The sequence below is a fragment of the Anaerohalosphaeraceae bacterium genome (assembly GCA_037479115.1).
Classification (GTDB): Bacteria; Planctomycetota; Phycisphaerae; order Sedimentisphaerales; family Anaerohalosphaeraceae; genus JAHDQI01.
On sequence record JBBFLK010000011.1, the window covers coordinates 58,807 to 81,478 of the forward strand.

The following is a 22,672-nucleotide window of genomic DNA, read 5'->3' on the forward strand; positions in this document are numbered from 1 at the left end:
TGGCCTCTATTCAGATGTACTTTTGCCGTCTTTTGCCGGTTCATTGGGGCCGACGGACGTATAGCGGGGTTTGCCGGCCCAGTGAAGTTTGAACGCCAGTGTATCCCATTGGGTTCGCAGCGGATTGTTGACGACGAGGAACCGCCCGTCATGTTTTCGCACTTGAATCCGGTCCTCCAGCTCCAGCTGGCTTTGAAGCTGTCCGTCGAGGAGCAGGGAGGATTGCTGATTGACACGGAGCAGGGCGATTTCGATTCGGCGGTCCGCCGGGATGACAATCGGACGAAAACTGAGCGAGTGGGGACAAATGGGGGTCAGCACGATGGCCGACAGATTGGCGGCCAGAATCGGGCCGCCGGCGGACAGATTGTAGGCCGTAGAACCGGTCGGCGTGGAGACAATGACTCCGTCGCCGATGCATCCGGCCAGGGGCTGTCCTTCGATGGTGACCTGAAACTCAATCATTCGAAACGGGGCCCCGGCGGTGATTACGACATCATTGACGGCGGTGGAGGAAAAAATCGGCTGTCCTCTGCGGTACAGGGAGCACTGCAGAACCATTCGTTCTTCAATGACGACCTGACCGGAGGCGATGCGGTCAAACTGTTCGAGCAGCTCTTCGATGCTGAATTCGGCCAGAAAGCCGAGTTTTCCGACGTTGACGCCGATGACCGGAATTTTGGACTGGCACAGCTGCCGAGCGGCGGACAGAAGGGTTCCGTCGCCGCCGAAGACGACGGCATAATCGGCCTGTTTGAGCACATCGAGGGAGCAGGGACGTTCCATACAGTTGGCCAAAATTCGGGCACGGCCCTGTGCAAAGGCGACAAAACGTTCGAGGGCCTCTTTGGCCAGGGCCTTTCGTGCGTCGCCGAACAGAATCAGAGACAAGGGATTCATTCTTTCAGACTCCGTAATGCCTCCTGTTTGCATCGGATGTCAGAGCCTTTGCTGTACACTTTTCGAATGGTTTTACTGATTTGGTCCGCCGTCAGCCCCATCCATTCCAGCTGGGTTCGCCGTTTGGCAATCGGGATATATCGGTCCGGTGCAGCCAGTAGAACGGCTTTGCCGATGGATTCCCATGTTCGGTTTTGGCTGTCGTTCGGAGCTTGTTGAGCGGCTTGAGCCAGCAGGGCCTCGCCGAATCCTCCCGCCCGGCTGTGGTCTTCGAGCACAATGACGGTTTTGCCCTGTGCAAAGAGTTCCACAAGAGCCGGGTCAATCGGTTTGGCAAAGCGTGCATTGATGACGGACACTTCGAGGCCTTCCCGGGCCAGTTCCTCAGCGGCTTCGAGGGCTTCGGCTGTCAGAGGGCCTAATGCGACAAGGACCAGCTCGGAATCGGCCCTGCGTATCCAGACGCTCTGGCCGGTCCGGAAGGGTTCAGCGCCGCTTTCCCAGGCGGGCAGGAGGTCTCTGGGGTAGCGAATGGCGACGGGCTGGTTCTGTTGGAGCGCATAAAAGAGAGCTTGACGCATTTCTTTTTCGTTGGCGGGAGAAACGAGAATCAGATTCGGCAGCATCCGCAGATAGCCGATATCCCACAGACCGTGATGGGTGGGCCCGTCATCGCCGACAGCCCCGGCCCGGTCGATGCAGAAAACCACCGGCAAATTCTGGAGGGAGACCTCCTGGAAAATCTGGTCGAAACTCCTCTGGAGGAATGTGGAATAGATGCACACGACCGGCTGAAAACCCTGTTTGGCCAGGCCGGCGGCGATATCCACCGCCGCGCTTTCGGCGATGCCGACGTCGTAGTAGCGGTCCGGAAACTGCCGGCGGAATTCGGACAGGCCGGTGCCGTCGGACATGGCCGCCGTAATAGCGATAATCCGAGGATTGTTTCGGGCGGCTTCGAGGATGGCATCGCTGAACGCATCGGTGAACGTCCGTCCCTGCGGGCTGGGCGAAACAGATTCGCCGTTCAGAGCAAACGGCCCGGTGCTGTGGAAGCGTCTGGGGTTTTTGTCTGCCGGGGTAAAGCCCTTGCCTTTTTTGGTGAACACGTGAAGAATGGCCGGGCGGTCCAGTTCAGCGAGCCCCTTGAAAATCTGAATCAGCGAGCCGATATCGTGACCGTCCACCGGGCCGAAATAGTGGATGTTCAGGCTTTCAAACAACCGGCTTGGGGTGATGGCCATTCGGATGGTCTTTTTCAGATTCTGAAGGGCCTCTTCCATCGGTTTGCCGATGACCGGCAGGTGGTTTAAGATCATCGCAGTCGTCTGGCGGATGTCTTCGTAGGTGTGGCTGAGCCGCACCCGTGAAAGCAGAGAAGCCAGCGAACCCTGCGTGGTGTCAATGGCCATGGAATTGTCATTCAGGACAATCAGCAGCTGCCGCTTGACCAGTCCGAGGTTGTTCAGAGCCTCGAAAGACAGGCCGTTGACGATGCTGGCATCCCCGACAAAGGCCACGATTTTTTCATCGGTTTTATTGTGCTGGGCCCCGAGGGCCATCCCGAGTGCGGTGGCAATGGAGGTGCCGGCATGGCCGACGCTGAACACATCCGCCGGACTTTCCTGAGGAGAGGGAAACCCGCTCAACCCGTTTTCCTGACGAAGCTGGAACAGACGGTCTTTGCGTCCGGTGAGGATTTTGTGGGCATAGCATTGGTGACCGACGTCCCAGAGCAGCCGGTCTTTGGAAAAGTCGAAGACATAGTGGAGAGCGATGGTCAGCTCCACGACGCCCAGATTGCTGGCCAGATGCCCCCCGCAGCGGCTGACGGCTTCGGTGATAAGCTGACGGATTTCGGCGGCCAGCTGTTCCAGTTCACCGACAGATAAGGTCCGCAGGTCTGCCGGCTGGCGGATACGCTCTAAGATGGATGCATTCTGTTTCGATGAACCTTCGTTGGAACTCATAGGCTACCTTTTTCGATTCAGGAGTTCGACGGCCAGCCGCCGCAGGATATCTGCTTCGGGGCCGAAACCGGATAAATCCTCCAGCGCCCGCTGCGTGATTTGTTCGGCAATCTGACGGGCCTTTTCGATTCCGACCAGGGATGGATACGTAAGTTTTTTCTGGCGGCTGTCCTTGCCGGCGGTTTTGCCCAGCTGTTCGCTGGTCGCCGACACATCCAGCAGGTCATCGGCAATCTGAAAGCCCAGCCCGATGTCCAGTCCGTATTGGGTCAGGGCTTTTTGGTGTTTTTTGGAAGCGCGGCCTGCAACAGCGCCTAATTCAGCGGAGGCAGCGAACATCCGTCCGGTTTTGCAGATGTGAATGGACTGGAGCTCCGAGAGGGTTCCCTCGACGCCCTGGCTTTGGAGGTCTTTGATTTGTCCGGCAATCATTCCGGCCGGGCCGGCCGCCTCCGCCAATATCCGCACCATCCGGACGGCGGTTTGGGGAGGAGTAATTTCTTCGGCAAGGACTTCAAATGCCAGCGTCAGCAGGGCGTCGCCGGCCAGAATCGCTGTGGCTTCGTCGAACTGCTTATGACAGCTGGGACGGCCGCGGCGAAAGTCATCATCATCCATCGCAGGCAGGTCGTCGTGAATCAGCGAATAGGTATGAACCATCTCCACCGCAGCGGCGGCGTTCAGGGCGTTTTCATTCACTTGTCCGGATACAACCCGGCAGCACCACTGAACGAGGGCGGCACGGATGCGCTTGCCCGGACTGAGAACGGTATAAATCATCGCCTCTTTCAGACGAGGCGGAATCTCTTTTTGGCCGTCCAGAAGCCGACGCAGGGTTCGGTCGGTCGCCTCAGCACAGGCAGTCAATTCCTCCGAAAAAGGTATTTCGGAGACGGATTTTTCAAGATTCTGCACGTCCATTATGTTCCAAACTGGATTCTTTCTGAAAAACAGATATTATAACAAAACTCAATCAAAAATAGGATAGAAAAAACGAAACGGCTGTTTGGGAGCATCGGTGGATTCCGGACAAAAAAAGATACTGATTTTGGGGGTGACGGCCTCCGGCAAAGGGGCTCTGGCTTTTGAGCTGGCCCGCACACTCGGCGGGGGGATTATCAGCATCGATTCGATGAAGGTCTATCGCCGGATGGATATCGGGACGGCCAAACCGCCCCTGGAAAAAAGAAAACAGCTTCCGTACTACCTTGTGGATGTGGTCGAGCCGTGGGAATCGTTCAGCGTGGACCAGTTTCTGGACATGGCATATCAGGCAATTGACGAGATTGCCAAGGCCCAAAAGCCCATCATTGCGGTGGGGGGCACGGCGATGTATATCAAGGCCCTGCTGTATGGGCTGTTTGAAGGGCCGGGGACGGATGCGGCTCTGCGGGAACAGATTCGGCAGGAGATTGAGCAAAAGGGGCTGGAGGCCCTTCATCGGGAGCTGGTTCGGGTGGACCCTGAGGCCGCCGGGCGGATTCATCCGAACGACCAGAAGCGCATCATCCGGGCGCTGGAGGTCTATCGGCTGACCGGCAGACCCATCAGTTCTTTTCAGCGGCAGTGGACCCGCCGGGAGCCGGAGGGCTGGACGGTTATCGGGCTTCGCCGGCCGAAGGAGCTCGAAAGCCGACGCATCAATCAGCGGGTCAAAAAAATGATGGACGAGGGCTTTCTGGAGGAGGTGCGGGGACTGCTGAATGAACCCCGTCCGATGAGTCCGCAGGCCCGGGCGGCCATCGGCTATGCGGAGATGATTGAGCATCTCGAAGGCAAACGGCCGCTGGAGGAGACGGTTGAGCAAATCAAAATCAATACGCGCCGGCTCGCCAAGGCCCAGCGGACCTGGTTTAAGACCTTCTGCGGAGTGCGCTGGATTGACATCGGGCCGGAGGATACTCTTCAGACGGTGCTCCAGCGGTGTCTTTCAATCCTGGATTCGGCTCAGCGGCTGTCAAACGAATAGTGGTCTTCAAAGACCGTTTTGAAGTCGAAGACGTTGTTGAAATCGTCGATGCTGTCGCTTTCCTGACAGGTCATCCAGTCGTTGGCAATCATCAGATAGACAATCTCGCCGAAGTCGCGGGTGGTTCGAACGCCCCACTGGTTGAGCACCATCTCCGCCAGCCGGCCCCATCGCTGACGCGCCAAATCCGCCAGCCCCCAGGCCAGCTCCTGACCGGTGATGTGGCGGGGGTGGGCCGGGTCTCCCTCGTCCTTTCGGATTTTGTCGATTGTCTCCGCCAGTCCTTCAAAAACAAACTTCAGGGCCTTCGGGTCGTATCGACCGTCCTGCCGTGCAATTTCTTCTATCGATTTTTTCATAGAGTTTTCGCAGTTCCCTCTCCTGTGCAGCAAAGGGATGACCTTAATGGACGCGCTGGCCGGGCTTGGCGCCGGGGTCCACCGTCAGGAGGAAAATCTGGTCCCCGCCCGAGCCGGCGGCGCAGACCATTCCGTCGGAAATGCCGAATTTCATCTTACGCGGTTTCAGATTGGCCACGCAGACGACCAGCCGGCCGACCAAATCCTCCGGTTTGTAGGCCTTGGCAATGCCGGCAAAGACATTCTTTTTCAGAGCCCCCAAATCCAGTTCGAGGGCGAGCAGTTTGTCAGCGCCTTCGACCCGCTCGGCCCGGCTGATGCGGGCAATCCGCAGGTCCACTTTCGCGAAATCTTCAATCGTGCATTCCGGAGCGAGCGGTTCCTCCAGCTGGGCCGGCTGGGCCGGTGCCGCCGGGGCCGTTTCCTGTCTGCTTTCTTCGAGCATAGCGTCCACCTTTTCTTTTTCTATACGTTCTACCAGACGGATATAAGGACGAATCAGTTTGTTTTCGAGCCGCTCGTGGGTCTGGGCAAATGTCAGCGGAGGAATGTCCAGAACGGTCTCGATCTTTTCTGCAAAGACCGGCAGAATCGGTTTTAGATAAATCGTCAGCACCTTAACGGCATTCAGGACGGCCGTCAGGTCAGTCCGGGTCTTCTCCGGCTCGGTTTTGAGCGTCACCCAGGGCTGGGCGTCCTCAACGAAGCGGTTGCAGATGTCGGCCAGCGAGGCGATCGTCCGCACCACAGAGGCGTAGTTGAGGGCTTCGTAGTCGGCCTTGATTTTTTCGCAGGACGCAAGGAGCTGTTCCAGCAGGGCGTTTCCTTTCTCATCCAGGCGGCCGAGCCGGCCGTCCAGTTTTTGGGTGAGCATCGGGACGCATCGGCTGGCCAGATTGGCCAGTTTGCCGACCAGGTCCGCATTGACGCGGCTGATGAAGTCTTCCAGATTTAAATCGATGTCGCTCACATCTCCGGTGAGCTTGGAGGCGTAATAGTAGCGGAGATACTGCGGGTCCAGGTGTTTCAGATAAGTTTCAGCGGTGATGAAGGTGCCTTTGCTTTTGCTCATTTTCTGGCCGTTGACGGTCAGAAAGCCGTGCACAAAAAGCTTGGTCGGCACCCGCAGTGAGGCGCTCATCAGCAAAGCCGGCCAGAACAGGGCGTGAAAATACATAATATCCTTGCCGATAAAGTGGCAGATTTCGTACTCGCCGCTGTTCCAGACCTGCTCAAAGTCCATTCCGTTCCGGTCACAGAAGTTCTTGCAGGAGGCCATATACCCGATGGGGGCATCCAGCCAGACATAGAAGTATTTGTCCTGCTCGCCGGGAATCTTAAATCCGAAATAGGGACCGTCTCGCGAGATGTCCCAGTCTTTCAGGCCCGCCGCAAACCACTCATCCAGTTTGTTGCGGACGGAGTCCTGGACGTACCCTTTGGCGAACAAGTCCTTGAGGGCGGCTTCGTAGTCACTCAGCCGGAAAAAGTAGTGCACGCTTTCTTTCAGAACCGGCGGCTTTCCGCTGATGACGCTGACCGGGTTAATCAGTTCGGTGGTCTGATAATGGGCTCCGCAGACGTCGCAGGAGTCGCCGTACTGGCCTTCGGCCTTGCAGCGGGGGCAGGTGCCTTTGATATAGCGGTCGGGCAGCCACATTTTTTCCTGTTCATCGTAGGCCTGCTGGATAGTCTTTTTGACAATCGACCCCGCTCGGAGAGCCCCCTGATAAATCCGCTCGCTCAGCTGACGGTTTTCTTCCGAATGGGTGCTGTAGTAATTGTCGAATCGGATTTGAAAGCCGGTAAAGTCCCGCAGGTGTTCTTTGTGCATCCGCTCTATCAGTTTTTCCGGGGAGATTCCTTCGGAACGTGCCCGAATCATAATCGGGGTGCCGTGGGTGTCATCGGCACAAAAGTAGTAGCATTCATTTCCGCAGGCCTTCTGGAATCGGACCCAGATGTCGGTCTGGATGTATTCGACCAGATGGCCGATGTGAATGGGACCGTTGGCGTACGGCAGAGCCGAGGTGACAATCAGTTTTCGTGTCATACAGATGGATTCCCGTTTGAAGAAGGATTCGAATCGGGCGAACGATTCCCCGTCTGAGCGGAACCGTTTCGGTTGTTTCGATTTCGGCGGCGCCGGTTTTTGCGTCGTTTTTTTCTCGGAAAAGGTTTGTCCTGCCCGGGCTGACCTTGCGGAGCGGCGGGAGAGTCGGATTTGCTGTTGTTTTCCTGACTATTCGAAGGAATCGAATCTTCCTCCGGCCCGTCCGCGGCATCAGCGAGCGGGCCTTCTTCGATTTGGTCAATTACTTCTTCGATTTCTTCGGCCACTTCCTCTGCAAGGGCTTCGGGGATAGTCAGTTCAGCTTTTTGAGCTGGGTCTGAAGCGTTATCCGAAAAGGATAGTTCCTCCTGCTCCTGCGGCAGAGTGGATGCGTCTGAATCTCCTGCCGGCAGAGTTTCCGCCGGCGGTGTTGCTGCCGGCTTGTCGGACAGGATTTGAATTTCCTCCAGCGGCCAGGCCTGCTTTTCGCCGTCAGGCGTCTGAACAACAACCAGTTGAGTCAATACCTGAAAATCTACGACAATACCGGCGCCTTTGGGGGTCTGGACCTGAGTGTTGCGCGGCGGCAGTTTGCTTTTTAATTCTCGATATGTGTAGTCTTCATACCGCAAACAGCATTTCAAACGTCCGCAATGGCCGCTGATTTTGGACGGGTCAAGGGTGGCTTTCTGGAGTTTGGCCATCCGCATATTGACGGGGTCCAGAATCTTCAAAAACCGCTTGCAGCAGCATTCAAGCCCGCAACTTTCGTAATCGCTGAGCAGTCGGGCCTCATCGCGGGAGCCGATTTGGCGAAGCTCGATTCGGGTCTGGTACTCGCGGGCGAGTTTTTTTACCAGTTCGCGGAAATCGACGCGTCCGTCGCTGGTAAAATAGAAAATAATTCGTTCGCCTCCAAAAAGATGTTCGGCCTCGATAATCTTCATATTCAGGCCGAGTTCGTCGGCAAACCGCTGGCAGCATTTGGCCTCTTCGGCGGCAGATACTTCCAGATGTTCCTGCTCGCGAATGTCCTCGTGGGTGGCAAAACGGACGAATTTGCCCCCCGTTGTAATGGAGATTTCCTTATTCCCTTGGGTGTAATAGGCCTCGACTTGTTCGGGGGTAAACCGGTAGTTTCCCGCTTTGTAGTTGTAGGGGCCTACCAACTGGCCTAATTCGAGGCCGCGGTCTGTTTTGACGATGACGTACGGCTTGTTTTTGGGAATTTGGGATTCGTTGTGCTCAAACCAGCCCAGAATTCCCATTTTGCCATAACGAACCAGCATCCATTTGTTGTTATGTTTTTGCGCTTTTGTTTTTGCGCTCTCATCCTGTGTCATGGAAAGGCATACTCCGAGGGCCTTTTTGAGGTCGGTTCAGTCGTCCGACCGAACGGGCAGTATATCAGAGAAGGTCCAGATTAACAAGAGCCGCTCGAAAATCAGTTTTTCGTTAACATTTGCATCGACCCAGCCGAGAAGTTTCTGGATATTGATTATCTTTTCTGCGGCCTCTTCTGCATTTATTTTTTTGCTCAATTGTCTGACGATTTCTATTTGATCTGAGTAAACAAGAGAAGATTCCTCTGAATATGTTATCTTCATCAGGTCGGCCAAGAGGGTCAGGACCATCCGCAGCAGCCCTTTTTCGGCCGTGCGAAAGAGGTCTTTGGTGCTGACATTGGGCTTTTGTCGGGCCCAGGCATCGCCGACGGCTTTGGCGGACTGGATAAGCCATCCGGCCGTGTCGATGAGGTCAGCCGGCTCCAGGCGGCTGAGGCGTTCGGCCAGCTCTTTTTTGATTTCGTAGGCGTCCACGGGTTTACCGCTTTCCCTGAGCCGGGCCCACCGCAGGGCTTCTCCCAAACGGCCTTCGCTGAAGCGCGCCCAAAAGAGGGCTTGCGAGGCGTCGATTCCTTTTCGTGTCAGTTCCTCAACGATGACGGTTTCACTGACCGGTCCAAAGGAAAGAATCCGGCAGCGGGAGCGGGTGGTGGGGAGCATTTCCTCCAGCCGGCTGCATAACAGAATGATGATGCAGAACGAAGGCGGTTCTTCGAGGATTTTCATCATTGCATTTTGACTGGAGGTATTGACTTTCTCCGCCTCCTCCATCACAAAAACGGTATAAGGCCCCATGACAGGTTTTCGGGCTGCCCGCTCGATGAAAAATTCGCGGACGACATCAATCGGCATTTCCACCGGTGCATCTTTCTCTTTCCCCTCTTCGGTGTATTGGAGCAGTTCTTTATAAATCAGAACAAAGTCGGGGTGATTTCCCGCATCCATAAGCTGGCAGGAAGGGCACCGGCCGCAGCTGTCTGTCTTAACAGGGCCGCTTCGGTCTGGGTTTTGAATGGGGGACCGACAAAGCAGGAGGCGGGCGAAGGCCTCCGCCGTGGTGCGTTTGCCGACTCCGTCCGGGCCGACGAAGAGATAGGCATGCGGGATGCGCCCTTCCGCATAGGCCTGCTGGAGGGCCGCCACAGCTTTGTCCTGACTGTGAATGTCCCGCATCTGCATCAAAACCAGTTCCGTTCCTGTAAAAGTGCTGCAATTTTCTGATGGACTTCTTCGATGGACAGGCCGTCTGTGTTCACGATTTCGACCGGCGCGGGATAGTATTGGGGCAGGGCCAGAAAGCCCTGACGAACCCGCTGGTAATACTCCAGGCTTCTGGAATCGAATCGGTCTTCGGCGGTATGAGCGGAGGAATTGGAGTGATTTTGTCCATTGCGCTGCCCTGTCCGGTGCCGCCCTTTTTCCGCCGGCAGGTCCAAAATAATGGTTAAATCCGGCCAGGTTTCTCCGATGGCATAGCGGGCCAGATTGATAATGTCCCCTATGGGATACCCGCCGGCACCCTGATAAGCGCAGGTCGAGGATACGAAACGGTCGCAGAGGACAATTTTCCCTTCGGACAGGGCCGGACGGATGACTTCGCTGACCAGCTGCGCCCGCGAGGCCATAAACAGCATCGTTTCCGTGTGCACATCCATTTTGCCTTTGGCGTCGTACTTGAGGAGTTTTCGGATTTGCTCGCCGATGTCCGTTCCGCCCGGGTCGTAGGTCTGAACCACAGAGAATCCCCGCTGCTCAAAGACGTTTCGCAGCAGCGGAATCTGTGTTGATTTTCCGCATCCATCGGTTCCGTCCAGCACCAAAAAACGTCCCGGGGTGTTCGCCGTCATTGCTTCTCCTCAGAGTGGGGGCCGAAGTATTGTCCAAATTCCTGAAGCGCGGTGAGGAAACAGACCAAAAGGACTGCACCGCCCGCCGTATTCAACAGGCCGCTTCGAATCCAAAAAAAGGGTTTGGGAAACGGAATTACAAACAAAAGCACCAGGGCAGCCGCCATGATGAGCAGGCCCTGTTCGAGGACTTTCATCAGGGGTTTTACGGCGGTCAGCGGAATTCGACGGATTGCCGCCAGGGTTTCCGTGACCGGACGATTTTCCAGAAGAATCAGGGTCGGCACCAGCAGAAACGGTTTGATAAGGATGCACAGAACAATCAGCTGGCAGACCCGCAGGAGCCATTCCGGGGTCGGCTCCGTCGGCAGTCTTCTATAAAGCAGGACATGCAGAAGCATCATCAGCAGGATGGATAAAAAGGACCAGGCCAGTTCAAACACCAGATAGGGCAGGAACAGCTTCCAGAAGAACGGTCGGCCGATATGAAGCAGCTCGAGTGGATGCCGAGCTGACAGAGGAGCCAGAACCGTCGAGCGCAGAAAGCCCGTAAAGAGCATTCCAATCAGAATAATCCCAATCATTAATCCTGCACCGAGAAGAAAGCCCGCCCAAAGAGGCATCTGGGCCAGCAGGCCCTGCGGAACGGCCTCCTGATTCATCCGTGCGGCCAGACAGGACAGGCCGCCGAACAGGCCGGTGAGCATAAGGGCTTCCGGCCAGCGGACCATCAGGATTTTCATCACATTCTGAGGCATTCGACACCAAACGCTTTGCTGATTTTTCCTTCGGGGAGAACCGATGTCCTTCCCCGTTTTGACTTGAGCCCATTATAAGAGAAAACCATTTCTGTGCTACTCAAAAAGTCGGCGGAGGGTCAGGCCGTAAAGTGCACTTTGCCGCGTCCGAGCACCGCTTCGAGTTTCCGATGCGACTCCAGGTCGGCGCGGATGGACAGGTTGGCGTCCGCTCTGGCGGTGATTCGAAACCGTTTCGGCGTGTAAATAGTCAGTTCAATCGGACTTTTGCCGCGGTTGTTCAGGCAGATTTGGCGGATTTTCTCCAGCAGGGCTTGATCCACAGTCTGGGCATCGATTTCCAGTTTTACCCTGGCGCTGAATCGGCGGCCCGCCTCCTCGATGTCAATCAGTTCCTCACAGCGGATATTCGGGATTTCGCGGAGGGTCTGGGCGGTGCCGCGGACGAAGACGATTCGATCGGGCTGGAGGAGATGCCCGCATTTTTCGAGGGTTTTCGGAAAGAGCACCACTTCGCATTTACCCTGGAGGTCCTCCAATTCGGCGACGGCCATTTTGGCGCCGGCGTTTTTGCCGTTTTTCGTGACGGTGTAGCGGATTTTGGTAATCATTCCGCCGACAATGACCTCCTGCTCCTGCCGCAGCAGGCGGAGTTTGGCGGTGTTGGAGGTCGAATACAGTTCGATAATCTGCGCGTGCTTGCTGAGCGGGTTGCTGGTTACGTAGAAACCGAGGACCTCCTTTTCGTAGGACAGCATCTGCTGTTCGGACCAGGCCGGCACATCGGGCAGAATCATCGGTTCGGTTTTGGCTTCTTCGGCGGCCAGGGGACCGTTCAGGAAGAAATTCATTTGGCCTTTCTGGCGGTCGGCCTGAAAGGCGGCCCCGCACTGCATCGCTTTTTCGAGGGCGGCGGCCATCTGAGCACGGCTGCCTCCGAGGGAGTCGAAGGCGCCGGCCTTGATGAGGGCTTCGAGCACCTGTTTGTTGACGGTGTGAAGGTCCACGCTTTCGCAGAAGTGGAAGAGACTGCGGAATCCTCCGACACGTTCGCGGGCGGCGATAATCTGTTCGACGGCCTTGGAGCCGACACCTTTGACGGCCGCCAGACCGAAGCGAATCAGGCCGTTCTTTTTCTGCTCATCGTAAATCACTGTAAAGTCCACGAAGCTTTCGTTGATATCCGGAGGCAGGACTTCGATGCCCATGTCTCGGCATTCGCCGATGTATTCGACCACTTTGTCGGTATTGCCCATTTCGTAGGTGAGCAGGGACGCCATAAACTCCACAGGGTAATAGGTCTTCAGCCAGGCCGTCTGATAGGCGACAAACGAATAGCGGGTGGCGTGGCTTTTGTTAAAGCCGTAGTCGGCGAACCGGCGAATCAGGGCGAAGATTTCCTCAGCCTGTGCGGGCTGAAGTCCATTCCGGATGCAGCCGTCGATGAAGCGTTTTTGTTCGGCCTGGATGACGTCTTCCTTCTTCTTGCTGATGGCTTTAATCAGCGTATAGGCCTCGCGGAGCGGAATGCCGCCGAGCCGATTGCAGATACGCATCACCTGTTCCTGATAGACGATGATGCCGAAGGTTTCGGCGAGGATTTCCTCCATAATCGGGTGGGGGGCCGACCAGCGGGCGCCGTGCTTGCGTTCGATAAACTCCGGAATCAGGGCCAGCGGCCCAGGTCGATACAGGGCGTTGGCGGCGATGAGGTCTTCCAGCCGGTCGGGCCGGAGTTTGCGAAGCATCTCCTGCATCCCGCTGGATTCAAACTGGAAGATGCCTTTGGTTCTGCCGGCACTGAAGATTTCCCGATAGACCCGCTGGTCCATAATATCGATGGCTTCGATATCGATGGTTTTGCCGTGGATTTCCTGAATCAAATCGACGGTTCGCTGAATGATGCTGAGGGTTTTGAGGCCCAGAAAGTCCATTTTCATCAGGCCGGCCTTCTCGACAAACGGTCCTTCAAACTGGGTGATGAGTTCCTCAGAGCCGGCCTGCTTGTACAGCGGCAGAAAGCGGGTCAGGGGTTCATCGGCAATGACAACACCGCAGGCATGGACGGAGGCGTGGCGGGCCAGCCCCTCCAGTTTTCTTCCGATGTTAATCACGCGGCGGGTTTTTTCATCGGTTTCGTAGGCCTTTTTTAAGTCCGGTTCGGCCTCAAGGGCCTTATCGAGGGTCATCTTCAGTTCCGCCGGAACCAGTTTGGCCAGGCGGTCCGCCTCCGCCAGCGGCACATCGAGGACCCGACAGACATCTCGGATGACCGCGCGGGCCTTCATCGTTCCAAAGGTAATGATTTGCGCGATATGACCGTATTTTTGTCGGACGTAATTCAGGATTTTTTCTCGGCCGTCCTGGCAGATGTCGATATCGATATCGGGCATCTCGTTGCGTTCGGGGTCCATAAACCGCTCAAACAGCAGGTCATAGCGGAGCGGGTCGATGTTGCAGATGCCCAGACAGTATCCGACGATGGTTCCGACGGCACTGCCGCGTGCCCCGACGGGGATGTTCTGTTCTTTGGCGTAATTGCAGAAGTCCCAGACAATCAGGAAGTAGCTGGCAAACCCTTTGCTTTTAATGACTTCCAGCTCCCAGTTGATTCGGTCCTGAATCGCAGGGGAGATTTGGCCGTATCGTTTTTTGGCCCCTTCGAGCACCAGTTCGGTGAGCATTTGTTCGGCCGTTTTTCCCGGGGGGGTGTGATAGCGCGGGGCATGGCGGGTTTTCAGGTCCAGTTCCACCTGACAGCGGCCTGCAATCGTCAGGGTATTGTCGCAGGCCTCCGGATAGGCCGCAAAAAGGGTTCTCATTTCCTCCGGGCTTTTCAAATAGACATCCGGCGGATACTCCATCTTGTCCACATCGGTAATCTTCTTGCCGGTGTTGATGCAGCACAGGACCATGTGGGCTTCGTGGTCATCGGCATTCAGGAAATGGACATCGTTGGTGGCGACCAGCCCGATTCCCAGTTCTTTGGCCAAATCAACCAGAGCCGGCAGCAGATGCGGATGTTCATCGTTTTCGTGCTGCTGGATTTCGATGAAGAATCGTTCCGGGCCGAAGATTTTCAGATACTCCTGGGCGGCTCGGCGGGCGGTCTGCCGGTCTTCGCGGACAAGGGCGGTGGGGATTTCGCCGGCGATGCAGGCGCTGGTGCAAATCAATCCTTCACTGAACTGGGCCAGGACTTCTTTGTCGATTCGCGGGCGGTAATAAAACCCTTCTGTATAGCCGATGCTGCTCAGCTGCAGGAGGTTCTGGTATCCTTTGAGGTTCTCGGCCAGCAGGAGCAGGTGATAGGTGTTGTCTTTGACACCGCCGCCTTTCTGCCGCTCAAAGCGGGACCCGGGGGCGATGTAGGCCTCCATTCCTAAGATAGGTTTGATGCCGTATTTTTGGGCCTGGAGATAGAAATCGAGAGCTCCGAAAAGATTGCCGTGATCGGTAATGGCGACGGCATTCATCCCCAATTGGCGGCATCGTTCAAAGAGCACATCGGGCTGAATGGCGCCGTCGAGCAGGGAGTATTGTGTATGTAAGTGAAGGTGAATAAAGCCTTTATCATCCATAATTGTTCATCACTCCGTTCCGAACCGTTTCTGGGGGTATCATAAGGGGTTTGAAAGGGCTAATCAACACTTTTGTGAAGGGATTCTCTGACAGGAATGGAGGTTAATCTGGGAAAAGCCGTAAAAAACTATCAGTATAAATACTGATATAAAATTTAAATAATTTCCAACGATATTCTGCAACCGGTTGTTTTGTAGATACTTATAGAATATATAAAAATTTCTAAAAAAAGGTTGTAATCAAAGACCCATTTCAGTAATATTACGTATAAATCTAAGAACTGATAAAATGTTTTCTCCCCTCCAAGGAAGAGACCCGAACGGTAACCCCAAAAGTTCCAAAAGGGTCTTTTCCTGTTTTCAAATCTATACTATCTAATACATCTCCAGTAAATCTATTAATTGGTTTTCGCCTTTCGAAAATATTTGCATAGGGTTTTTGCTAAAAAATTTTTCCTTGACAAGCAGGGGTTTGATGGATTTGGATAGCCCCTTCAGGGTTTTTTTGCCCTGCCGGATAAAGAAGCCAATATCTGTCGGGAATCGGAAGGCGGAGCGACTGAATGGATGAGCCGAGCGGAAGATTGAAACTTGGGGAAAAAATCGGCTATGCCTGCGGAGATTTTGCCTCGGTTTTGTTCTGGCAGACCATCTCTCTGCATCTGCTATTCTTTTATACAGATGTGTTTGGCCTCAGTGCCGCTACAGCAGGGACGATGATTTCTCTGTCACGTCTATGGGACGGCATCAATGACCCGCTGGTGGGGCTGATTGCAGACCGCACGTCCACCCGCTGGGGCAAATTCAGACCGTATCTGCTCTGGACGGCTGTTCCGCTGGCCGCTGCGGCCGTCCTGACTTTTACAACGCCTTCCTGGAGTCCCACCGCCAAACTCATTTATGCCTATGTCACCTTTAACCTTTTTATGATGCTTTATACGGTCATCAATATTCCCTATTCGGCGATGCTCGGGGTGCTCACGCCTGATTCGGTCGAACGGGTCAAGCTGTCGTCCTTTAAGTATTTCGGGGCTTACGGGGCTGCTTTGGTGGTGTCTGCGTTTTTGATGCCGATGGTCAAATGGATCGGCGGTTCCGGCAGTTCTCCGTTCGGCTGGAAGATTACGATGCTTGTGTTTGGGGCGGCGGCCGTTGTGTTCTTTTTTATTACGTTTCTGTCCACGCGGGAAAGAGTCTTGCCGCCGGCTTCCCAGAAAACGTCTATTCGTGAAGATATTCGGGACCTCCTGACCAACGGCCCATGGCTGCTTCTGCTTTTTGCAACGCTCACGATGCTTCTGTGGGTTTCGATACGGCTGGGGGTTATCAATTACTATTTCAAGTATTATATTGCTCCCGGCAAGTATGAAAAATGGATTTCAATTTTCAATACGGCCGGAATCGTCGGCAGTCTGGCCGGTGTGGCGGCCGTGAGCGGGTTTGCCCGTCTGCTCGGCAAGAAAAGGGCATTCATTGTTTTGTTCCTCATTGCCAATGTCCTGACGATTTCCTTTTTTGTTTATACCCCCAACCATCTTGTTCTGATTCTGGCGGCACAGGTTGTCGGTTCGTTTGCGGGCGGGCCGCTGACGCCTCTGATTTGGGCGATGTATGCCGATGCGGCGGATTATTCGGAATGGAAGAACGGGCGGCGGGCCACGGGGTTGGTCTTTTCCGCCTCGACGATGGCACAGAAATTCGCCTGGGCCTTCGGGGCTCTTCTGACCGGCTGGCTGCTGCATTGGTTCGGCTATCAGCCCGACACCCAACAGACGGAAAGGGTGATTTTCGGTTTTCGTCTGCTGATGAGCATCATCCCCGGGCTGGCGGGCCTGATTTCGATTGTGATTATGTTGTTTTATAATCTGGATGAGGACAAACTCCGACAAATCGGTCTTGAACTTCAGGAGCGAAGACAGCAGGAGATGTCTTTGGTTTCTGAGGAAAATGATAAGACATCTATGATATAGGAAAGGAACGCAACGGTATGAAAAAAACAATTCTCGGCTCTGCTTTGCCGAACATCCCCTGGGAAGACAAACCGAAAGGGTGCCGGGATGTTGTGTGGCGCTACAGCGGCAATCCTGTTTTGAACTGGAATCCGATTCCGCGGGCTGCGCGGATTTTCAACAGTGCGGTCCTGCCGTACAAAAATGAGTTTGTCGGCGTCTTCCGCGGCGACCAGCGGAACGGACGGGCCACGCTGTTCTTCGGCCGCAGTCCGGACGGACTTCGCTGGACGATTGGCCCGGACCCGATTGACTGGGTGGATGAACAGGGCAAGCCCAGCCCGCTGAGTTTCGGCTATGACCCGCGGTTTGTGCAGATTGAGGATACGTACTATATTGTCTGGTGCGATGATATGCACGGGCCGTCCATCGGATTGGGCCGCACGAAGGATTTCAAGACGTTTATTCGAATGCCCAATCCGCTGATGCCGTATAACCGCAACGGTGTGCTGTTCCCGCGCAAGGTCAACGGTAAATACCTGCTGCTGAGCCGTCCGAGCGACAGCGGGCATACGCCGTTCGGCGATATTTTTCTCAGCGAAAGCCCGGATTTGATTCACTGGGGCCGTCACCGCTGGGTGATGGGGCGCGGCGGACAGGGCTGGTGGCAGAACACCAAAATCGGTGCCGGCCCAGTGCCGATTGAGACGACGGCCGGCTGGCTTCTGTTCTATCACGGCGTTTCGAATACCTGCAACGGTTTTGTGTACAGCTTCGGGGCGGCGATTCTGGATATCAACGACCCGGGCAAAGTGCTGTACCGCACACGCGATTATCTGCTGACACCGGAAAAATCCTACGAAACGGTGGGCTTTGTGCCCAATGTGGTTTTTCCCTGTGCCAATCTGTATGATGCCGACACCGGGCGAATCGCCATTTACTACGGAGCCGCTGACACCTGCACGGCGATTGCCTTTGCGCAGGTGGATGAGCTGATTGACTATATCCGGAACAATTCCGAAGTCTTTTAAATCAGTCTGAAACGCTTTTGGAGGCCCTGTTGGAAGCCAGTCAGTGTAAACCCGAACGAGACAGGCTGCCGGTCCTGACCAAAGTCTGCTACGGATTGGGCACGGCCCTGGATATGTGGGGGTTCTGGCTGTATCCGGCGGTGGCCTATGCGGTGTTCAATATCTATTTGGGTGTCCCCCCGTGGCTGGTCGGACTGGCTCTGACACTGATTCGGATTTATGATGCTATATCGGACCCGCTGGCCGGGTGGCTTTCGGACAATCTGCGAAGCCGGCACGGACGGCGCCGCCCCTTTATTTTGATTGCGGGAATTGCAAGCGGGCTGGGGCTGCCGGCGCTGTTTTGGGTTTCACCTTCCTGGTCGCAGGTGACGATTCTGGGGCTGTCGGCGGTGTTCTGGTATATGATGCTTTCTTCGCTGATTTACATCCCCATCGTCAGCGCGTTTTCCGTTCCTTACAACAGTCTGGGGGCGGAAATGACGCCGGATTACGAAGAGCGCACCTCCGTGATGACCTATCGGAGTGTGATGCAGAAAATCTTTGAAGTCGGCAATTTTTATGCCCTTCGTTTTACGAATCTGTCTTGGTTTCTGCTGCCGGAAATCAATAAAAAGAATACACTGCTGGGGATGCAGGTCTATACGGCGATTCTGGGGGGGCTGATGGCCCTGTTTGCCCTCGTGATTTTCCTGCGGGTGCCGGAACGGTATTACGAAAAAGTGGTGGTCAAAACCGCTCGGCGCATTTCTCTGCAAAGCTCCTTTTATGAAACGCTGAAATGCCGGCCGTTTCGTTTGATGATGGGGTTCGGGGCCTCGTTCAGTCTCGGAACCAGCATGGTTGGGGCGCTGGGGTATTATGCCACAGTCTATTATGTCTGCCGGGGCAATACAATTGAGGGGGACAACTGGAATTTCTGGAACGGCATCGCCTTTATGCTCGGCGGGCTGCTGGGCGGGCCGCTGCTGAATCGGGTTGCGTACTGGACGGAAAAACGCCGGGCCGTTGTGGCGGCCGCAGTTATCGGGATTTTCGGATACGGCGGTTCGTGGTTTTTGTACACGCCGCTGGTTCCTTGGCTCCAGACCCTGGCGGCGGGACTGATGGGAATGGCGGCGGCGGGCTTCTGGATGCTGTTCGGCTCGATTGGGGCGGATGTGATTGATTATGACGAATGGCAGACGGGGACGAGGCGGGAAGGGTCTTTTACCGCCTGCGGTTCCTATCTGCTCAAACTGGGCAATGCCGGCGGATATTTTGTCTCCGGGCTGCTCCTGGACTTGTCCGGTTTTAATCGCGAAGTGGCTGTGCAGAATCCCGGAACAATTTTCTGCATTCGGGCGATGCTGGCACTGATACCGATTCTCGGTTTGCTCTGGGTGATTTTCTTTGTGCTGCGGATGCCGCTGTCACGGGAGAAATGCGAGGCAATCCGAGCGGAGCTGGAGGCGCGGCGCGGCAGGGTGTAAATGGTTTGCGGAGGGGATATGCAGTACGGATACTTTGACGACGAGCGGAAAGAGTATGTCATCACGCGTCCGGACACGCCTCGTTCGTGGAGCAATTATCTGGGCTCGACCGAATACGGGGCCATCATCACCAACAACGCCGGCGGCTACGGTTTTTTTCATTCAGCCGCTCAGGGCCGCTTCCTGCGGCTTCGCTTTAATGCAATCCCGATGGACCAGCCCGGACGCTACATTTACCTGCGGGATATGGACAGCGGGGATTACTGGTCGGCCTCCTGGCAGCCGGTCGGCAAGCCCCTCGAGCAGTACAAGGCCGTCTGCCGGCACGGCACCGCCTATACGATTATCGAGTCTGAATACGGCCGAATCCGCACGGAGACGACGTATTTTGTTCCGCTGGGCAGACACCTGGAGTGCTGGCTTTTGAAGGTGACGAATCTGGACAAGGTCCCCCGGCGGCTGCGGCTGTTTTCATTTGTCGAGTACGCTAACAACTGGCATGTCTGGCAGGACTTTATCAATCTGCAGTACACGCAGTTTATTGTGCGGATGCAGGTTGTGGACAATATCATTGACCACGGCATCAATGTGCTGCTGCCGGACAGCACGGGCAGTCTGCCGCATCACGACGGCAACCGCCATACCTTTCTGGCGGCGGTGGGGGCACAGATTACCGGGTTTGATACGGACCGCGATGTCTTTTTGGGGCCGTACCGCACGTATCGCAATCCGCTGATTGTCGAGCAGGGCCGATGCACGCAGTCGCTGGCCTGTGGCGATAACGGCTGCGGAGTGCTTCAGATGGACGTCGTTTTGGAGCCGGGCCAGTCGCAGGAGCTGGCTGTTTTTTTGGGCATCGGCAAGGCCGCCGTCGAGGGACGCAAAACCGTGCAGGAGTACGGCGATCTGCAAAGGGTTCATCAGGCCTTTGAGCAGCTCAGGCAGTACTGGCACAGCCGGCTGGAAGGGCTGACGGTTCAGACTCCGGATGCGGACCTGAACAGCATGCTCAATATGTGGAGCCCCTACAATTGCCTGATTACGTATGCCTGGTCGCGTGCGGCCAGTCTGGTTTACTGCGGCGAGCGGGATGGGCTGGGCTATCGCGATACCGTGCAGGATTTGCTGGGGGTCATGCATCTGATTCCGGAGGAGGCCCGCGGGCGGCTGGAGCTGATGCTCACCGGTCAGGTCTCCACCGGCGGGGCGATGCCGCTGGTCAAGCCGTTTGCTCATCGTCCGGGGCAGGAGAGCCCTCCGAAAGAGGAGGAGTATCGTTCGGATGACTGCCTGTGGCTGTTTTGCACGGTGCCGGCGTATGTGAAGGAAACGGGCGATTTGGCCTTTTATGACAAGGTTCTTCCGTATGCCGACCGGGGGGAGGATACCGTACTGGGGCACCTGAAGCGGGCGATAGCGTTTTCGCTCGAACGAAGCGGAACCCACGGGCTGCCGTGCGGCTTGTCGGCGGACTGGAACGACTGCCTGCAGCTCGGGCACAGGGGGGAGAGTGTTTTCGCGGCCTTTCAGCTGCGGTATGCGCTGAAGACTTATATGGAAATCTGCGAACGGCTCGGACGGCGGGATGAGGCCGGCTGGGCACAGGGGCACTTAACGCGGCTGGATGAGAATATCGAACGGTATGCCTGGGACGGGCGCTGGTTCCTGCGGGCGTATCGATGGGATGGGATGAAATTCGGTTCGCAGGAGAATGAGGAGGGCCGCATCTGGCTCAATCCGCAGACCTGGGCGGTCCTGAGCGGATATTTGCAGGGGCCGCGGGCCCTGGCGGTGATGGAGGAGGTCGGCCGGCACCTGGCGACGGAGTACGGCCTGATGATTTGCGACCCGCCCTATGAAAAAACGGATCATCACATCATCAAGGCCTCTCTTTTTAATCAGGGGATGAAGGAAAATGCCTCCATTTTTTCGCATACGCAGGGCTGGGCGGTGATTGCCGAAGCGATGCTGGGCCGCGGCGAGAAGGCCTATCGCTATTTTCGTGCCTATCTGCCTGCGGCGTATAACAGCCGGGCGGACATTCGCCAGATTGAGCCCTATGTCTATTGTCAGTTCACGCACAGCAAATACAGCCCTCGGTTCGGGGCTTCGCGTCTGCCGTGGCTGACGGGGGCGGCGGCCTGGTCCTATTATGCGGCGGTTCAGTACATCCTGGGTGTGCAGCCGGATTATGACGGGCTGCGCCTGGACCCGTGTGTGCCTGCCGACTGGAAAGAGATTCGCCTTCGCCGGCGTTTCCGGAACAAATGGTTTGACATAGAAATCCGAAACGACAAGGGGGTCCAGAAAGGGGTCAAACAGCTGATTGTGAACGGTCAGACCGTTGACGGCAATCTGATTCGCCCCGACCGGATGAAAGACCGAAACGAGGTCCGGGTTATCTTGGGCTGACCGGAGACGGATTTTCAGTCGGGCCAGACGCCGCGAAAGACCTCTACAGCCGGGCCGGTCATATATACGCAGTTGTCCGTCTCGCACCAGTTCAGGTCCAAATCGCCGCCGGGCAGATGGGCCCGCACCAATCGCTGACAGCGTCCGATTAAAACGCCCGCCACCAGCGAGGCGCAGGCGCCGGTGCCGCAGGCCAGTGTGATGCCGCTGCCCCGCTCCCAGGTCCGCATGGTGAATTCGTTCGGATTGTCGCTTTTGACAAAGTGCACGTTGACCCGCTGCGGGAACAATTCGTGGTGTTCAATCAGCGGTCCGATCAGCGGCAGGTCAATGGCATCGAGGTCTTCACAGAAAAAGACGGCGTGCGGATTGCCCATCGACACGCAGGTCATTGACAGTTCCTGTCCGTGCACCGGCATCCGGACGTTGACGACCTGTTCGGCGTCGAGTGCCACCGGAATCTCGCGGGCCTTCAGAATCGGCTGGCCCATATTGACGCACACACGGCTGACCTTGTTGTGTTCATCCAGTTCGAGGCCGACGGTCAGGATGCCGCGTCCGGTCTCCACCCGCAGCATTGCCGGAAAGGTTCGCTGGCCGGGGACCGACATTTCGTGGTCGGCCGTATGGGGGTGATAGGTTTCGTAGAAATATTTGGCCAGGCAGCGAATGCCGTTGCCGCACATCTGGGCTTCGGAGCCGTCGGCATTGAACATCCGCATCCGGACATCCGCTCTTTCCGAAGGGCACACGAGAATCAGCCCATCGGAGCCGACGCCGAAGTGGCGGTCGCTGATTTCCACCGCCAGCTGACTCGGATTGTCCACCTGCTGCCGAAAGCAGTCCACATACACATAATCATTGCCCAGCCCATGCATTTTCACAAAATCCATAATGATTACCTTTAAAAATTTCAGAAAAACAGTATATGCAAAATCCCCATCAAAAGCAACCAAAGAGATATGGAAAGAAAAATGTATAAATTATATCTATATCATTATTTTTTTCTTGATTGTTTTCGAAAA

At 55.8% G+C, this 22,672-nt stretch carries 16 protein-coding genes; 5 read left to right on the forward strand and 11 right to left on the reverse strand.

All coding sequences use genetic code 11. The features are described from left to right. Nucleotides 1–6: 6 nt before the first annotated feature. From WHS88_07080 to WHS88_07090, 3 genes are read right to left on the reverse strand one after another with little or no spacing between them, the layout of a single operon-like run. On the reverse strand, nucleotides 7–900 hold the full coding sequence (locus WHS88_07080; protein ID MEJ5259933.1) for an NAD(+)/NADH kinase: 894 nt from the start codon (nucleotides 898–900) through the stop codon (nucleotides 7–9). Then, complete coding sequence (dxs, locus tag WHS88_07085) at nucleotides 897–2,870, reverse strand: 1-deoxy-D-xylulose-5-phosphate synthase (protein ID MEJ5259934.1); 1,974 nt, start codon at nucleotides 2,868–2,870, stop codon at nucleotides 897–899. Before dxs ends, WHS88_07080 begins: the two co-directional genes overlap by 4 nt. Before the next feature lie 3 nt (nucleotides 2,871–2,873). Beyond that, nucleotides 2,874–3,737, reverse strand: coding sequence for a polyprenyl synthetase family protein (locus WHS88_07090; GenBank protein ID MEJ5259935.1), 864 nt, complete (start codon nucleotides 3,735–3,737; stop codon nucleotides 2,874–2,876). 151 nt (nucleotides 3,738–3,888) lie between these two features. Between WHS88_07090 and miaA the strand changes: the two genes are divergently transcribed. After that, the gene (gene miaA, locus WHS88_07095; protein ID MEJ5259936.1) at nucleotides 3,889–4,839 is read left to right on the forward strand and encodes a tRNA (adenosine(37)-N6)-dimethylallyltransferase MiaA; all 951 of its coding nucleotides are present in this window, start codon (nucleotides 3,889–3,891) and stop codon (nucleotides 4,837–4,839) included. Here miaA and WHS88_07100 read toward each other — a convergent pair. The 7 genes from WHS88_07100 to WHS88_07130 all read right to left on the reverse strand — a co-directional run bounded on the left by WHS88_07100 (nucleotide 4,818) and on the right by WHS88_07130 (nucleotide 14,783). After that, nucleotides 4,818–5,198, reverse strand: a complete 381-nt coding sequence (locus WHS88_07100; protein ID MEJ5259937.1) for a Minf_1886 family protein — start codon at nucleotides 5,196–5,198, stop codon at nucleotides 4,818–4,820. The two genes, miaA and WHS88_07100, sit on opposite strands and share 22 nt — an antisense overlap. A 43-nt stretch (nucleotides 5,199–5,241) precedes the next feature. Next, nucleotides 5,242–7,251, reverse strand: coding sequence for a methionine--tRNA ligase (gene metG, locus WHS88_07105; GenBank protein MEJ5259938.1), 2,010 nt, complete (start codon nucleotides 7,249–7,251; stop codon nucleotides 5,242–5,244). Beyond that, a complete protein-coding gene (gene ricT, locus WHS88_07110) occupies nucleotides 7,248–8,594 on the reverse strand; it encodes a regulatory iron-sulfur-containing complex subunit RicT (protein ID MEJ5259939.1) in 1,347 nt (448 codons plus the stop codon). The genes metG and ricT overlap by 4 nt, the downstream gene beginning before the upstream one ends. Before the next feature lie 36 nt (nucleotides 8,595–8,630). Next, entirely contained in the window at nucleotides 8,631–9,776 is a 1,146-nt protein-coding gene (locus WHS88_07115) for a DNA polymerase III subunit delta' (GenBank protein ID MEJ5259940.1), read from the reverse strand. Continuing rightward, the gene (gene tmk / locus WHS88_07120) at nucleotides 9,776–10,444 is read right to left on the reverse strand and encodes a dTMP kinase (GenBank protein MEJ5259941.1); all 669 of its coding nucleotides are present in this window, start codon (nucleotides 10,442–10,444) and stop codon (nucleotides 9,776–9,778) included. The genes WHS88_07115 and tmk overlap by 1 nt, the downstream gene beginning before the upstream one ends. Then, a complete protein-coding gene (locus WHS88_07125; protein ID MEJ5259942.1) occupies nucleotides 10,441–11,202 on the reverse strand; it encodes a hypothetical protein in 762 nt (253 codons plus the stop codon). The genes tmk and WHS88_07125 overlap by 4 nt, the downstream gene beginning before the upstream one ends. Before the next feature lie 119 nt (nucleotides 11,203–11,321). Beyond that, a complete protein-coding gene (locus tag WHS88_07130; GenBank protein ID MEJ5259943.1) occupies nucleotides 11,322–14,783 on the reverse strand; it encodes a DNA polymerase III subunit alpha in 3,462 nt (1,153 codons plus the stop codon). A 563-nt stretch (nucleotides 14,784–15,346) separates the two neighbouring features. On the opposite strand from WHS88_07130, the gene WHS88_07135 reads away from it, so the two are divergent. Genes WHS88_07135 through WHS88_07150 form a run of 4 tightly spaced genes read left to right on the forward strand, consistent with a single transcriptional unit; the run spans nucleotide 15,347 to nucleotide 21,647 of the window. Then, complete coding sequence (locus tag WHS88_07135; GenBank protein MEJ5259944.1) at nucleotides 15,347–16,753, forward strand: MFS transporter; 1,407 nt, start codon at nucleotides 15,347–15,349, stop codon at nucleotides 16,751–16,753. A gap of 17 nt (nucleotides 16,754–16,770) precedes the next feature. Then, nucleotides 16,771–17,763, forward strand: coding sequence for a glycoside hydrolase family 130 protein (locus WHS88_07140; GenBank protein ID MEJ5259945.1), 993 nt, complete (start codon nucleotides 16,771–16,773; stop codon nucleotides 17,761–17,763). A gap of 29 nt (nucleotides 17,764–17,792) precedes the next feature. Beyond that, complete coding sequence (locus WHS88_07145) at nucleotides 17,793–19,235, forward strand: MFS transporter (protein MEJ5259946.1); 1,443 nt, start codon at nucleotides 17,793–17,795, stop codon at nucleotides 19,233–19,235. Between the two features lie 18 nt (nucleotides 19,236–19,253). After that, on the forward strand, nucleotides 19,254–21,647 hold the full coding sequence (locus WHS88_07150; protein MEJ5259947.1) for a glycosyl hydrolase family 65 protein: 2,394 nt from the start codon (nucleotides 19,254–19,256) through the stop codon (nucleotides 21,645–21,647). A 14-nt stretch (nucleotides 21,648–21,661) separates the two neighbouring features. Here the strand turns inward: WHS88_07150 and dapF are convergent, their stop codons facing one another. Further along, complete coding sequence (gene dapF / locus WHS88_07155; GenBank protein ID MEJ5259948.1) at nucleotides 21,662–22,540, reverse strand: diaminopimelate epimerase; 879 nt, start codon at nucleotides 22,538–22,540, stop codon at nucleotides 21,662–21,664. Between the last annotated feature and the right edge of the window lie 132 nt (nucleotides 22,541–22,672).

What these genes read in the sequence shown, in the direction of transcription:
- ricT (MEJ5259939.1), bottom strand. Translation starts at nt 8,594, where the DNA reads ATGACACAGGATGAGAGCGCAAAAACAAAAGCGCAAAAACATAACAAC.
- WHS88_07135 (MEJ5259944.1), top strand. Translation starts at nt 15,347, where the DNA reads ATGGATGAGCCGAGCGGAAGATTGAAACTTGGGGAAAAAATCGGCTAT.
- dxs (MEJ5259934.1), bottom strand. Translation starts at nt 2,870, where the DNA reads ATGAGTTCCAACGAAGGTTCATCGAAACAGAATGCATCCATCTTAGAG.
- WHS88_07080 (MEJ5259933.1), bottom strand. Translation starts at nt 900, where the DNA reads ATGAATCCCTTGTCTCTGATTCTGTTCGGCGACGCACGAAAGGCCCTG.
- WHS88_07100 (MEJ5259937.1), bottom strand. Translation starts at nt 5,198, where the DNA reads ATGAAAAAATCGATAGAAGAAATTGCACGGCAGGACGGTCGATACGAC.
- WHS88_07125 (MEJ5259942.1), bottom strand. Translation starts at nt 11,202, where the DNA reads ATGCCTCAGAATGTGATGAAAATCCTGATGGTCCGCTGGCCGGAAGCC.
- WHS88_07130 (MEJ5259943.1), bottom strand. Translation starts at nt 14,783, where the DNA reads ATGGATGATAAAGGCTTTATTCACCTTCACTTACATACACAATACTCC.
- WHS88_07115 (MEJ5259940.1), bottom strand. Translation starts at nt 9,776, where the DNA reads ATGCAGATGCGGGACATTCACAGTCAGGACAAAGCTGTGGCGGCCCTC.
- tmk (MEJ5259941.1), bottom strand. Translation starts at nt 10,444, where the DNA reads ATGACGGCGAACACCCCGGGACGTTTTTTGGTGCTGGACGGAACCGAT.
- WHS88_07140 (MEJ5259945.1), top strand. Translation starts at nt 16,771, where the DNA reads ATGAAAAAAACAATTCTCGGCTCTGCTTTGCCGAACATCCCCTGGGAA.
- WHS88_07150 (MEJ5259947.1), top strand. Translation starts at nt 19,254, where the DNA reads ATGCAGTACGGATACTTTGACGACGAGCGGAAAGAGTATGTCATCACG.
- dapF (MEJ5259948.1), bottom strand. Translation starts at nt 22,540, where the DNA reads ATGGATTTTGTGAAAATGCATGGGCTGGGCAATGATTATGTGTATGTG.
- metG (MEJ5259938.1), bottom strand. Translation starts at nt 7,251, where the DNA reads ATGACACGAAAACTGATTGTCACCTCGGCTCTGCCGTACGCCAACGGT.